Consider the following 13,753-nt stretch of genomic DNA (forward strand, 5'->3'; position numbering starts at 1 on the left):
CTGAGAAGGCTATCAGGAACGAGGCATAGGGCTAAATATTTGCGCCAGGCAAAGTGTTAGTGTGGAGCAAAACTTCGCATGTCGCTCATTTTGCCCCGCTTACTCTGAGGGAGTTCGTTCCCGTGACCTTCCTGGCAAGGTTGAGCCTAGCCAACCGCAGCCTCGTCATACTGATCGCGGTCGTGCTCAGCGCCTTCGGCGCTTTCGCGATCACCGCGCTGAAGCAGCAGTTGCTGCCCTCGCTCGCCTTCCCAGGAGCGTTCGTCGTCGCCGCCTACCCCGGAGCGTCCCCGGAGATCGTCGAAGAACAGATCACCGAACCCATCGAGAACTCCTTCGACGGGATGGAAGGCGTCACCGAGATCACCTCCACCTCCCGCGAGGGCCTCGCCCAGATCCAGGTCGCCTTCGACTTCGGCGTCGACATCGACGCCGCCGTCGCCGACATGCAACAGGCGGTCTCGCGCATCGGCCCCAGCCTGCCCGACGACGTCGACCCCCAGGTCATCGCCGGCAACACCGACGACCTGCCGGTACTGGTACTGGCCGTGGCAGAAGACGGCGACCAGCGGGAAATGGCCGACAAACTCGACCGGCTCACCCTGCCCGAGATCCGCTCGGTGGAAGGGGTACGCGAAGCCGAGGTGACCGGCGCCCGCGAGGAGAACGTCGTCATCACCCCCGACGAGAAGAAACTGAAAAAGCACGGCCTGTCGCCGGCCGCGATCGGCGAGGCGCTGCGCGCCAACGGCAGCCCCGTCCCGGCGGGCAACCTGACCAAGGACGACAAGGCCCTGACCGTCCAGGTCGGCAACCGCATCGAGACCATCGAGGACCTGAAGAACCTGTACCTGGCCCCATCGGCCGCCCAGCTACAGCAGGCCCAGCAACAAGCCCAGCTCCAGGCCCAGCAGCAGGCCGCATCGCAGGCACAACGCCCCACCATGCCCGGGCAGGCCCCGCCGACGAAGGCCCCGCCCGCCCCCAAGCCCCCCAAGCCCGTCAAACTGGGCGAGGTCGCCGACGTGGAACGGCAGATCACCGAGGCCACCACACTGACCCGCACCGACGGCGAGCCCAGCCTCGGCGTATCGATCACCATGGCCCCCGACGGCAACGCCGTGGCCATCTCGCACGCCGTACGCGACAAGATCCCCGCCCTGATGACCGCCCTCGGCAACGTGCCCATCACCGTCGTGTTCGACCAGGCCCCCTACGTCGAACACGCCATCAAGGACCTCACCACCGAAGGACTGCTCGGCCTCGCCTTCGCCGTCCTGGTCATCTTGGTGTTCCTGCTGTCACTGCGTTCCACCATCGTCACCGCCGTGTCCATCCCGCTGTCGGTGGTCATCGCGCTCATCGCCCTGTGGGTCGGCGACTACTCCCTGAACATGCTCACCCTCGGCGCACTGACCATCGCCGTCGGCCGGGTCGTGGACGACTCCATCGTCGTCCTTGAGAACATCAAACGCCATCTGGCCTACGGCGAACCCAAACGCACCGCGCTGACCTCAGCGGTACGGGAGGTCAGCGGCGCCGTCACCGCCTCCACCTTGACGACCGTGGCGGTGTTCCTGCCGATCGCCGTCGTCGGCGGCATGGTCGGCGAACTGTTCGCCCCGTTCGCCATCACCGTCACCGTCGCGCTGCTGGCATCACTGGTGGTGTCCCTGACCGTCATCCCGGTACTGGCCTACTGGTTCCTCAAGGCGCCCACCGCCACCCCCGCCGAAATGCAGGCCATCCGCGAACGCGCCGAAGCCAAGGAACTACGCAGCCCCCTGCAGCGGGCCTACCTGCCGGTACTGCGCTTCGCGACCCGCCGCCGGCTGATCACCCTGCTCGCCGGGCTGGTCATCTTCGCCGGCACCATGGGCCTGGCCGGACGCCTGGAGACCAACTTCCTGTCCGCGGCCGGGCAGAACACCCTGTCGATCACCCAGCGGATGCCGACCGGCACCGACCTGGCCACCACCGACGCCGCCGCCAAAAAGGTCGAAGAGGTCCTGACCGGCATGCGGGGCGTGCGGTCCTATCAGGTCAACGTGGGCTCGGGCGGCAGAGTCATGGGCATGCCCGGCGGCGGCGGCATCGCCGACCGCTCCTCCTTCTCCATCACCTTGGAGGAGGACGCCGACAGCACAGCCGTACAGGACGAGATCCGCACCGCGGTGGCCGCCCTTTCGGGCGTGGGGGAGGTCACCATCAGCGAACAGGGCGGCGGCCCGGGCCTTTCCGCCAACGAGATGCAGGTCATCGTCCGCGCCCCGGACACCGACACACTGCGCCGCGCGGCCGAGACGGTCACCTCGGCCATGGCGGGCGTGCCCGGCCTGTCGGAGGTGACCTCCAACCTTGAGGCCGCCACCCGGCGGGTGGAGGTGCGCGTGGACCGCAAGGAGGCCGCCGAGCGGGGCCTGAGCGAGACGGCGATCGGCCAGGCCGTCGCCCAGGCGTTCCGCGGTGCGCCACTGGGGCGGCTCACGCTGGACGACCGCGCCGCCGACCTGGTACTGCGCGGCGATGACGCCCCCGGCTCGCTGTCACAGATCCGCGAGCTGGAACTGCCCACCGCGACCGGCGCCGTCGAACTGGACGACGTGGCGGAGGTCTCCGAGGTCGACGGCCCCACGCAGGTCACCCGGATCGACGGCGAGCGCAGCGCCACCGTGACCGGCCGCGCCACCGCCAGCGACCTGGGCAGTGTCACCACGGCGCTGACCGCCGAGCTGAACGGCCTGAACCTGCCCGCGGGCGCCGGTTGGAGCATCGGCGGCGTCAGCGCCGACCAGGAGGAGGCGTTCGCCGACCTGGGGGTGGCGTTGCTCGCGGCCATCGCCATCGTCTTCATGATCATGGTGGCGACGTTCCGCAGCTTCATCCAGCCGCTGATCCTGCTGGTGTCGGTGCCGTTCGCGGCGACCGGCGCACTCGGGCTGCTGCTGGCCACCGGCACCCCGCTGGGCGTCCCGGCGCTGATCGGGATGCTGATGCTGATCGGCATCGTCGTCACCAACGCGATCGTGCTGATCGACCTGGTCAACCAGTACCGGGCGCAGGGCATGGACGTGGTGGAGGCCGTGATGGAAGGCGGCAGGCGGCGACTGCGGCCGATCTTGATGACGGCCGTGGCGACCATCTGCGCCCTGATCCCGATGGCGCTGGGACTGACCGGCTCCGGCGGGTTCATCTCCCAGCCGCTGGCGATCGTGGTGATCGGCGGCCTGGTGTCCTCCACGCTGCTCACCCTCGTCCTGGTGCCGACCCTGTACACGATGGTCGAACGGACCAAGGAACGACTGCGGCGCAAGCCCGCGGGCGGGCAGCACGCCGCCGACTCCCGTCCCGGCGGCAAGGAACTGCAGGCCACCGCACCCAAGTGAGCCCGGCCCGGCCGGTGGGGACACCTGAGCGCCCCCACCGGCCGCCACCTTCGGGACCGGCCGATAAACTGCGGCGATGTGACCGACAAGCCGCACATCCCCAACGTCCTGGCCGCCCGCTACGCCTCGCCGGAGCTGACTCGCATCTGGTCCCCGCGGCACAAGGTGATCGCCGAGCGCCGGCTGTGGCTGGCGGTCCTCAAGGTGCAGGCCGACCTGGGGGTGGCGGTCCCGCAGACGGCGATCAGCGACTACGAGAAGGTCATCGACGACGTCGACACCGAGTCCATCGCCGCCCGCGAACGCCTGACCCGCCACGACGTCAAGGCCCGCATCGAGGAGTTCAACGCCCTGGCCGGGCATGAGCACATCCACAAGGGCATGACCTCGCGCGACCTGACCGAGAACGTCGAGCAACTGCAGATCCGCGACAGCCTGCTGCATGTGCGCGACCGGTGCGTGGCCGTCCTGGCCCGCCTGGCATCACTGGCCGCCGAGCACTCCGCGACCGTCATCACCGGCCGCTCCCACAACGTCCCCGCCCAGGCCACCACGTTGGGCAAACGCTTCGCGAACGCCGCGGAAGAACTGCTGGCCGCCTACGCCCGCCTGGACGGCCTGCTGGACCGCTACCCGCTGCGCGGCGTCAAAGGCCCCGTCGGCACCGCCCAGGACATGCTGGACCTGCTCGGCGGCGACCCCGAACGGCTCACCGAACTCGAAGACCGTGTCGCCGCCCACCTGGGCTTCACCCACCGGCTGGGCAGCGTCGGGCAGGTCTATCCGCGTTCCCTGGACTATGAGGTCCTCACCACGCTGGTGCAGCTCGCCGCCGCCCCCGCGAGCCTGGCCCTTTCGGTGCGGCTGATGGCCGGCAACGAACTGGTCACCGAGGGGTTCAAGGAGGGGCAGGTCGGGTCCTCGGCGATGCCGCACAAGATGAACACCCGCTCGTGTGAGCGGATCGGTGGCCTGGCCGTGGTGTTGCGGGGGTATGCGGCGATGAGCGGCGAACTGGCCGGCGGGCAGTGGAACGAAGGCGACGTCTCCTGCTCGGTGGTGCGGCGGGTGGCGCTGCCGGACGCGTTCTTCGCCTTCGACGGGCTGAGCGAGACCACCTTGACGGTACTGGCCGAGTTCGGCGCCTTCCCCGCGGTCATCGACACCGAACTGCGCCGCTACCTGCCGTTCCTGGCCACCACCAAGATGCTGATGGCCGCGGTACGCGCCGGGGTCGGCCGCGAGACCGCACACGAACTGATCAAGGAGCACGCGGTGGCCGCGGCGCTGGACATGCGCGCCCACGGCGGCGGCAACACCCTGCCCGCCCGCCTGGGCGCCGATGCCCGTTTCCCGCTGGACGAGGCGGCCATCACCGGCCTGCTGTCGGACGCCGCATCGTTCACCGGCGCCGCCCAGGCGCAGGTCGCCGACGTGGTGGCCCGCATCGGGCAGATCACCGCCCGCCACCCCGGCGCCGCCGCCTACACCCCGGCCGCCATCTTGTGATCGTCGAGGTGACCGCCCTGGCGGAGGTCCGCGCCGTCGCCGGCGATGACTCGCTGGTCATGTGGGCGGCCCAGCGGCTGGACGGCGGGGTGCGCGCGTTCCGGCTGGGCGATGCCGTGGCGGTGGCCAGCCCCGACCTGTGCCGCCGGGACCGGCTCGCGGTCGCCGGGCCCGCGGGGGCGGCGGCGCGGCTGGTGGCGCACACGCTGGGGGAGTGCGGGACCACCTACCGGCCGCTGGGCGGCGATGAGCTGATCACCCAGGTCGCCCGCCGTGTGACGGGGCTGCGGGTGGCGGCGCGGTTCGTGTGGATGGACACCACCACCCCGCCTCCGCCGGGTCCGCCGCCGGGCGGCGGGTACGGCGGCGCGGTGTGGTTACCGGCCGCCGCGGCCGGAGAGGTCGCCGCGCTGCTGGCGGATGCCAGCCCCGACGCCTACGCCGTGCCCGGCCTTCCCGGAGTCCGCGCCTGGGCCGGCATCCGCCACGGCCAGACCCTCGCCGCGGTCGCCGCCGACGCCTGGAGCGCCCCCACCGCGGGCCTGCTGGCCGGGGTGGCCACCGCCGTACCGGCCCGCGGCAGGGGACTGGGGGAGCGGGTGTGCCGCTTCGTCACCGAGCACCTGATCGCCGCGCACGGCCGCGCCTGCCTGATGGCCGACGGCTGGAACACCGCCGCCATCGCCCTGTACCGGCGGCTCGGCTACCGCCTGTACCAGGCCGCCGTCGCCGAGACCGGCTAGAACACGACACCGGCTAGCCCGCGGCGCGGTCGGCGTTGGCGGCGATCGCGTCCCGCACGTACGCGGCCAGACCCGGGGCCACCTGCTCGAAGTGCACGGCGAACCGCTCGTCGGCCATGTACATCTCGCCCAGCCCGCGGTGAACCTCATACCCGCAGTCATAGAACCAGCGGGTGATGTGCCCGCGATGCCGTTCGGCCAGATCCATCGCCGTCATGCCGCCGGGCGGCTCACCGGCGGCGAACGCGGCGGCCAGGCCCGCCACGATCTCCTCACCTTCCTGACGCAGCCGCAGCCAGTCCTGTTTGGTGTAGCCCGCCACCCGGCGCCGGCTTTCGGCGAACTCCTTCCCGCCGCCCCAGCGTTCCTCCGCCTCGGCCGCGTAGTCCTCGGGCCGGAACCGGCCGAACACCTCCAGCCGCTCGGCCGGTGAAAGATCGAATCCCATCGTTTGCGCCTCCATGGCCAGTTCGACGGCGGCGGCCATGTCCCGAAGCCGGGCGATGCGCCGCATCAGCAGCTCATGCTGCCGCCGCAGGTGTGTCATCCGGTCGGCGCCGGGCTGGTCCAAGATGGCCGCGATCTCTTCCAGGGCGAACCCCAGCTCGCGGTAGAACAGCACCTGTTCCAGCCGTTCGAGGTCGTGCCCGGTGTAGAGCCGATAGCCCGAGGCGGTCCGCTCACCGGGGGTGAGCAGCCCGATCTCGTCGTAGTGGTGCAGCGTGCGGACGGTGATGCCCGCCAGCCGCGCCACCTGCCCCACCGGCAGCCCCATCTCATCCCCTTCCGGCGCGCCGATATCGACCATGCTGCGGCCTGACGTTACGTGAGGGTCAAGCCCTCGAGCTCTCAAGCCGATGCGGGCGGCGGGCCGTCGTCTAGGATCGCTCACATGGTCCGCACCCCGCTCACCGAGCCAGAACGCGACCGAGGCCGTCAACTCGGCCTCCTGCTGCGCCAAGCCCGCGGCGACCGCAGCATGACCACCGTCGCCGCCGCCGCGGGCCTGTCCGCCGAAACCCTTCGCAAAATCGAAACCGGGCGCATTCCCACCCCCGCCTTCTTCACCGTCGCGGCCCTGGCCACCGCCCTCGGCATCTCCCTGGACACCCTGGCCGCCCTGTGCGCCGAACGACACGCCGCCTGACCGCAAAACCCTTTTGCGGGCCCGCCGCATCCCGCCTAGCATGAACCTCATGTGCTGCTACTGCGCCCTCACCCGCACCACCTGGCGGGTGGCGCAACTGGTCGCACGGCCGCGCGTCACCCGGGCCCTGGCCCGCTGAGGACGCGCCGCCCTCTCTTTCTCCCCTTTTGTCCGCCTCAGCGGCGGATTTCAGCCATGGCCACGCCCGGCCGCGCCCACGCGCGAACCGGGGGAGTGGCCGCCACCGCGCCGCGCCCCCAAAACAGCGTGCCCAGGGCCTCCGAGACCCACATTCACTCTCGGACCCGAAAGGGCGGGCACCACGATGGCGCGTACCCGCGCACACGATCATCGCCGCACCAGCGGTAACCGGCGCACCCTGTCCCAGAACTTCCTCACCGACCCCCATGAGATCGATCGCATCGTCCACGCCGCGCGCCTCCGGCCCGGCGGCCTCATCCTGGAACCCGGCCCGGGGGAGGGCGCCCTCACCCGAGCCCTGGCCCGCCACGCGGGCAAGGTCATCGCCTACGAACTCGACCCCCGCCTCGCCGCGCGCCTGGCCGCCCGTACCCGAGGCGAGGAACGCATCCAGATCATCAACGCCGACTTCGCCACCGCCACGGCCCCCACGGGCCGTTCGCGGTCGTCGGCAACATCCCTTACTCGGCCACCTCCCGCATCATCACCTGGTGCCTGCAAGCCCCGGGCCTCACCTCCGCCACTTTGGTCACCCAGCTGGAGTACGCCAGGAAACGCACCGGCGACTACGGCCGCTGGAGCAAGGTCACCGTCCAGGACTGGCCCCGCCACACCTGGCACCTGGCCGGCCGCATCGACCGCACCCGCTTCCGCCCCGTCCCCGCCGTCGACTCGGCGATCATCCGCATCCGCCGCCGCCCCACCGCCCTGCTCCCACCGCGGGCCATGCGCGACTACCGGCACCTGGTGGACCTCGGATTCAGCGGCGTCGGCGGCACCCTGCGGGCCTCCCTGCGCCGCCGCTTCCCCGCCCGCCACCTGGACGCGGCGTTCCGCAACGCCGGCGTACCCCCTTCGGCGGTGGTCGCCTTCGTCCACCCCGACCAGTGGATCACCCTGTTCGACGCCCTGCACGGCTGAGACCCGGCGCGTGGGGTCCGCTGGTCCGGTCGGTCCGGCGGACCCCAGGGGCTTCTCAGTTGTTGAAGTCCCCGCTGTAGACCTGGGTCCTGAGCGGAGCCCCCCACGTAGGACCCGTCCAGATCGACTGCGGCGCGCCGAAACCCGCCCGCGTGACCTGCCAGGTGATCAATTGGGCGGACCGGCTGTCACTGATGTGGAAACACGCCACATCCGAAAACCCGTCCCCGTTGAAGTCGCCGGACACGAAACCGCTGTTGACGGACAGGGGCCGATCGACGGCCGGCGCCTTGCACTGCGGCCCCTCCCACTGGATCTGCGGATTTGCAAAGCCCTGCTGCCCGAGCGATCTCCAGGTCAGCATCCGCACGTTCTGGGTGGCGTCCTGCGAGTTGTACGCCGCGGCGAAATCGAGCCGCCCATCACCATTGAAATCACCGCTGAAAACCTGCGTGCGATACGGGGAACCCCAGGTGGGGCCGGTCCACCTGACCTGCGGCGCCTCCAGCTTGAAGCCGTCCAGCCCGTCACCGGGCACCGACGCCCACGTCACCAACTGCGCGGCGCGGCTGTCCTGCACATGGAAACACGCCACATCGCTGCGGCGGTCGGCATTGAAGTCCCCGATCACGAACCGCGAATTGTCCGACAACGGCCGCGTGATGTCGGGAACCCGGCAGACCTGCCCGAAATACTTCCGCTTCGGGTACTCGAACCCACTGGCCGTCGCACGCCACACCCACAACGCCACATTCCGATCCCCGTCATGGTAGTTGTACGCTGCCGCCAGATCGGTACGCCCATCACCGTTGAAGTCCCCGGCCAACGCCTGAGTCCTGCCCGCCTCACCCCAATTGGCCGAAGACCACACCACCTGAGGCGCCTGGAAACCCGACGGCGTGGCAATCCACACCAGCAGGTGCATCGAATGATCGTCATTGATGCGGAAACAGGCCACATCAGTGCGGAAATCGGCGTTGAAATCACCCGAGACGAACTGACTGCCCGGAGACAGCCCCGCCGAAGGATCAGCGGGCCGGCACTCCTGGCCCTGCCACCGGACCCTCGGATAGTCCAGCCCCGAACCGTTCGACCTCCAGGTGTGCAGCGCGACGCCCTCCGCCTGGTCGCTGTAGTTGTAGGCCGTCCCGATGTCGGTACGGCCATCACTGGCGGCCGACGGCCGCAACCTGGTGGCGACGATGTCCTTGGCGATCTGGTCACCGATGATGCCACCGTCGTTGTCGTCCCATTCGAAATGAACCCCGAGATACACCCGGCTCCTGGCGTTCTCCTCAGCCGCCTGGCCGAACGTGGCGAAGCGCCGCGTGGGGAACGTACCGTCGGCCCTGCGCGCCGCCGGGTCCTCGGTGGTGGCCGTGAACGGGATGTCACGGCCACCGAAGAAGCCGAACATCGCCCCCGCCCAGGCGCCGCCGAACGTGGCATGACCCGACACCCACGCCGGGAAACACGGCGACAAAGGATCGCCGTTCCGGTCCCGCGACAGCGGCTCCCACGCCGAGTCGGCCTCGGTATCGGGGTTGCCGTCGGTCCCGGCCAGCCGGATCGCGGTCTGCGGCCGCCACAGATCGATCGCCGTCAAGTACTTACGATCCCACGCCGCGATGGCCGCATCCGCCATGGACAAACCCACCAGCGCGAACAACCGGGCATTCGCCACCAGCCCCAGGCTTTGATCCCTGGAGACGATACGCGTGTGCTCGAACAACTGACCGGGCGGCTTGTAGGTGCCGTCAAGGTCATTGGCCCAGAAGAAGGCGACCTCCTCCTCATCGCCGACACGCGTGGAACCCTCACGCGCGCCCTTCTCCTTCACATCCTTGAACGCCGCGGCGTAGGCAGGACTGGACAACGCCTCCTGGTAGGAGGTGAAGCCCTGCGGGAACCTCCGCAAGAACGGTTCCAGCGTCGGCACACCGAACGGCTGCACCCTGCCCCACCCCGGGGTCACCGCATCGGAAGGGGCATCGCAATTCGAAGATTCGGACAACTGCCAGGCACCCGGGGTCTGCTCGAAGGTGTAGGCCGCCGGATCGCCCGATCCGTCATCGGCACGCGCCTCCATGATCAGCTGCGCGACGCCCTGGCCGACACTCGCCGCCGCGGCCTGGCTCTCCGGCGGCGTGCCAGCGGAGAACCCGGCCAGCCGCGCGGTGAGCGCGCTGTCGAAATACCCGGCCTGAGCTGCGAAAACGGAGGTCAGCGTGTCGCGGGCGGCGTACCCGATGGCCCACTCCCGCGCGCTGCCGACGGCGGCGGCCGGATCGGCGGCGACGGTGCGCAGATACGGCTGGAAAGGCGGCTGGCCGTAGGGATTGGCGATCTTCTCGATCGACATGAGCGCATCGAAGATCGCCGTGTGCATCATCGCTCCCGCCCGGGCCAACGGCCCGGGCGCCCCCTTCGCCTGCCGGCGAAACGCCTCCTGCAGGACGCCGTTCCAGTACAGCACCGGATCGGTGTCCTCCTGAACGATATGCGCAGACGGTGACGGGGCCCTTTCTGCGTGCGACGGCGACCGGCCGGAAACCGTGGCGGTGGCGACCGCGAGCATCGCCACGAGCAGCACCCGGACGAGCCGCTGCGGAATCGTATCCAACTCACAACTCCCAGTGAGGCGGCGGGTAAAGCGCACTGAGATGGAATACAGCATGGGATGGGAATCGTGTCCAGGTCTGGAATGCCCGGCATGCGAAGTGCCACCTCAACACCGCCGCATTGGACGCCATCACCGGCTTTTCGGTACCCGAAAACCCTTTACCGATGGTAAGGGCGAATTGCCGCGAAGGCGGGGGAGGGCCGCCGGGCGGTCTTGCCGGAAGGCGTACGGCAGGCGCCGGCTCGAACACCACCTGCGCCCGGCCTCCGCCGGCGGGGCGACATGTACCTCGGAGCGGACTCAGGGTGCCCGGCGGTGGCGCAGGAGTGTCCGTCGGACGATCCCCGCCGGCCTGGCCGAGGAGGGGCCCGGCTCCGCGCTACTTGACATAATGTTCATTATCGAGCATTCGCGGAAGGGGTGAAAAGCGGCGGAACATCGTACGATCACACCGTGGCAGGACTCGGACCTACAGAACTGTTGATGCTCGGCGGCTTCCTCATCTTCGCCGTGCTCGTAGTGATCGGCGTCATCTCGCTGGCGCGCACCGCCGCCCGCAACAGAGGCGAGCACGTACCGCAGCCACCGCCGGCCCTGTCGTATGACCTGGAACGGCGTGTACGCGCGCTCACCGACGCCGGTCGCCTGCTCCACGCGATCAAATTGATCAGGCAGGAGACCACGCTGGGCCTGAAGGAGGCCAAACTGGCCGCCGAGGCGATCGCCGCCGGGCGGCCGCTGTCCGCTTCGCCCGGTCGCCCGGTGTCACCGCTGATCGGTACTCTGGCCGGGCGTGCCCGTGAGCTGAAGGCGTCCGGGCGTTTTGAGCAGGCGGTTCACCTGGTCCGGGGTGAGACCGGGATGGGTCAGGCCGAGGCGGCGGCGTTCGTGAACGCGCTTGAGCCGGAGGCGGATACCGCCTGACCTGGGAAAATATGCGATACCGGACAGAAGGTGGATTCTGTCTGGTATCAGAATGTGCTGAGTTTCATTCTATTCGGTGGTTTTCGCCGGACGGCAGGCCGGTCCGCGACGGGCGGCGAGGCGGTGGCCGAGTTCGCAGGCGATGACCTTGCCGGCGCGGCGGTGGCCTCCGCCGGAGGCCGCGCTCCCGGCTCGTGCTCACCACTCCCCTGCCCTGAGGGGTCTATGATCACCCGATCTCTCAGTGTGACCGATCAGGCGCTTGAAGTAGTGGGCTATCGCGATCACTTGCGAAGCCGGGAACGGTACTCGCCCGGGGGCATGCCCCGGGCACGCCGGAAGGCGCGGCTGAAAGCGTGCGGAGAGGCGTAGCCGACCGCGCCGGAGATCGACTCGACCGGCTCGTCGGTGTCGCGGAGCCGGACGGACGCCAGGTCCATGCGCCACTGCGTCACGTACGCGCCCGGTGTCTGTCCGAGGGCGGAGCGGAAATGCCTGGACAGTGTCGTGCGGGAGACCGCCGTCGCGGCGGCCAGGGACTCGGTGGTCCAGGGGTGTTCCGGTCGGGCGTGGACGCATTCCAGGGCGTCGCGTACGACCGGATCGCGCATCGCGCCCAGCCATGAGCCGGGCTGCTTGTCCGGGTTACGGGCCAGGCAGACGCGTACGAACTGGATGAGCAGTAGGTCGATGAGGCTGTTGAGGGCGGCGGTGGTGCCGATCTGCGGCTGGGCGAGCTCCGCGGTGAGAAGTTCGACGGTCTTTTTGAGCTGTGCGTTCTCCCGGCTCCTGACGTGCATCGGCCGGACGAGGGAGGTGAGCACCGGGGTGCTCACCTCCGGGTCCTGTTCATAGCGCAGGACGAGCACTTCGGTGTGCGCCGGCGTCGAGCCCAGGTGCAGGGCGCTGCCGTCGGTGATGGCCTGGGCCGCCGCCTTCCGGTCGCAGGGGCCCATTATGGTGTCGGGTCCGCCGGCTATCCCGTGGGCGGTGCCGGGCGAGAGCAGGACGGCGTCTCCTGCGTGTACCTCCAGGGGTTTCTCGCCCGGGACGTGGAGCCACATCGCGCCGTGGGCGACCACGTGCAGTGCCGCCGCCGGAGAGGAGTCCTTCCACATGCCCCAGGTTCCTCCGGCCTTGAGCACGACCCCGAGCGCTCCTCGCGCACCCGACACACGCAAGGCCTCGGCGAGTATGTCCATCGTTCCATTCTCGTGGGCGGGCGTCAGGCCACGTCAAGAACGATCTTTCCGTGCACTTTTCTTGCGAACAGTGCCTGGACGGCGGCGTGCACGTCCTGCCAGTCGCCTCGTAGTCCGACCGGTGCCGTGAGTCTTCCGGTGGCCATGAGGTCCAGCAGGTCCGTCAGGTCGGCGCTGGTCGGCGTTATGACGCCGGGCGTCACGAAGCCGGGCGTCAGGTCGCCGTAGGTGGTGATGCTGCGGGGTTCGCCGAAGCCGGACAAGGCCTCTGCTGGGAACGTGGTGTCCTGCCCGGAGGAGTAGCCGACCAGGTGGATGGTGCCGCCTTCGGCGAGGTGGCTCCATGCTTGGGCGACCAGCGGCCCGCCGACCGTGTCCAGGACGAGGTCGAAGTGGTGTTCGGTCTGGGCCAGGTCGGTGATGATCTTGTGGGCTCCGAGTTCGCGGAGTCCGGCGGCGCGGTCCGGTGAGCCCACGAGTGCGGTCACCCGGGCGCCTGCCAGTGCCGCGAGTTGGACGGCGAAGTGCCCCACTCCCCCGCTGGCGCCGGTGATCAGGACGTTGCGTGCCAGCAGGGAGCGCCTGCGCAGTACTCGAAGTGCGGTGATTCCGGCGATGCCGAGTGCGGCACTGTCGGCCAGATCCACGCCTTCGGGGACGGTGCCGAGTGAGGCGGGGCTGACCGCGGCCCGTTCTGCCCATGCGTGGGCGGCCATTCCGAGTGCGACGCGCGTGCCTTCGGGTGGTCCCGAGCCGTCGGATGCGGCGCGCAGTACGATGCCGGCCGCGTCGTGGCCGTGCACGACGCCGGTCGGCCATTTGCGCACGTAGTTCAGCTCTCCGAAGTTGAGGCCGATGTGTCGTATTTCGATCAGCGCCTGGTCGCTGGCCGGCATGGGCTCATCGACATCGGCGAACCGGACGGGTCCGGCTTCGCCGTGATCGACCACAAGGGCGCGCATGGGTGTGTTTCCTTCTCTCGTGGATGTGTCTGAACGCTTGGCGCTGTAGGGGGTGGAGTGCGTGGATGTCGCACTGCCACCTGTTTGAAACCCTACGCAGGGCCGGCTTGGCGACCAGTCCCGTGAGAGCCGATT

At 69.5% G+C, this 13,753-nt stretch carries 9 protein-coding genes and 1 pseudogene; 6 read left to right on the forward strand and 4 right to left on the reverse strand.

Going from position 1 to position 13,753, the window contains the following annotated elements:
• Nucleotides 1–140: 140 nt before the first annotated feature.
• From ACH34R_RS20220 to ACH34R_RS20230, 3 genes are all read left to right on the forward strand, one after another.
• Nucleotides 141–3,386 (forward strand): efflux RND transporter permease subunit, encoded by a 3,246-nt coding sequence (locus ACH34R_RS20220; protein ID WP_397563005.1) that lies wholly within the window; start codon nucleotides 141–143, stop codon nucleotides 3,384–3,386.
• Between the two features lie 78 nt (nucleotides 3,387–3,464).
• A complete protein-coding gene (gene purB, locus ACH34R_RS20225) occupies nucleotides 3,465–4,895 on the forward strand; it encodes an adenylosuccinate lyase (protein ID WP_397563006.1) in 1,431 nt (476 codons plus the stop codon).
• An 8-nt stretch (nucleotides 4,896–4,903) separates the two neighbouring features.
• The gene (locus tag ACH34R_RS20230) at nucleotides 4,904–5,638 is read left to right on the forward strand and encodes a GNAT family N-acetyltransferase (protein ID WP_397563007.1); all 735 of its coding nucleotides are present in this window, start codon (nucleotides 4,904–4,906) and stop codon (nucleotides 5,636–5,638) included.
• 13 nt (nucleotides 5,639–5,651) lie between these two features.
• Here ACH34R_RS20230 and ACH34R_RS20235 read toward each other — a convergent pair whose 3' ends face one another.
• Nucleotides 5,652–6,413, reverse strand: coding sequence for a MerR family transcriptional regulator (locus tag ACH34R_RS20235; RefSeq protein WP_397563008.1), 762 nt, complete (start codon nucleotides 6,411–6,413; stop codon nucleotides 5,652–5,654).
• Between the two features lie 117 nt (nucleotides 6,414–6,530).
• On the opposite strand from ACH34R_RS20235, the gene ACH34R_RS20240 reads away from it, so the two are divergent.
• Together ACH34R_RS20240 and erm are read left to right on the forward strand one after the other, a co-directional pair.
• A complete protein-coding gene (locus tag ACH34R_RS20240) occupies nucleotides 6,531–6,785 on the forward strand; it encodes a helix-turn-helix domain-containing protein (RefSeq protein WP_397563009.1) in 255 nt (84 codons plus the stop codon).
• Between the two features lie 325 nt (nucleotides 6,786–7,110).
• A pseudogene (gene erm / locus ACH34R_RS20245) lies at nucleotides 7,111–7,907 on the forward strand (ErmE/ErmH/ErmO/ErmR family 23S rRNA (adenine(2058)-N(6))-methyltransferase).
• 55 nt (nucleotides 7,908–7,962) lie between these two features.
• Here erm and ACH34R_RS20250 read toward each other — a convergent pair.
• A complete protein-coding gene (locus tag ACH34R_RS20250) occupies nucleotides 7,963–10,530 on the reverse strand; it encodes an FG-GAP-like repeat-containing protein (RefSeq protein WP_397563010.1) in 2,568 nt (855 codons plus the stop codon).
• Nucleotides 10,531–10,983: 453 nt separating this feature from the next.
• Here ACH34R_RS20250 and ACH34R_RS20255 point away from each other — a divergent pair, with 453 nt between their 5' ends.
• The gene (locus tag ACH34R_RS20255) at nucleotides 10,984–11,454 is read left to right on the forward strand and encodes a hypothetical protein (protein ID WP_397563011.1); all 471 of its coding nucleotides are present in this window, start codon (nucleotides 10,984–10,986) and stop codon (nucleotides 11,452–11,454) included.
• Nucleotides 11,455–11,738: 284 nt separating this feature from the next.
• On the opposite strand, the gene ACH34R_RS20260 is transcribed toward ACH34R_RS20255, so the two are convergent.
• Both ACH34R_RS20260 and ACH34R_RS20265 read right to left on the reverse strand, forming a co-directional pair.
• Nucleotides 11,739–12,656 (reverse strand): cupin domain-containing protein, encoded by a 918-nt coding sequence (locus ACH34R_RS20260; RefSeq protein WP_397563012.1) that lies wholly within the window; start codon nucleotides 12,654–12,656, stop codon nucleotides 11,739–11,741.
• Nucleotides 12,657–12,679: 23 nt separating this feature from the next.
• Nucleotides 12,680–13,618, reverse strand: a complete 939-nt coding sequence (locus ACH34R_RS20265) for a zinc-binding dehydrogenase (RefSeq protein ID WP_397563013.1) — start codon at nucleotides 13,616–13,618, stop codon at nucleotides 12,680–12,682.
• Nucleotides 13,619–13,753: the final 135 nt, after the last annotated feature.

The sequence above is a fragment of the Spongiactinospora sp. 9N601 genome (assembly GCF_044326295.1).
Classification (GTDB): domain Bacteria; phylum Actinomycetota; class Actinomycetes; order Streptosporangiales; family Streptosporangiaceae; genus Spongiactinospora; species Spongiactinospora gelatinilytica.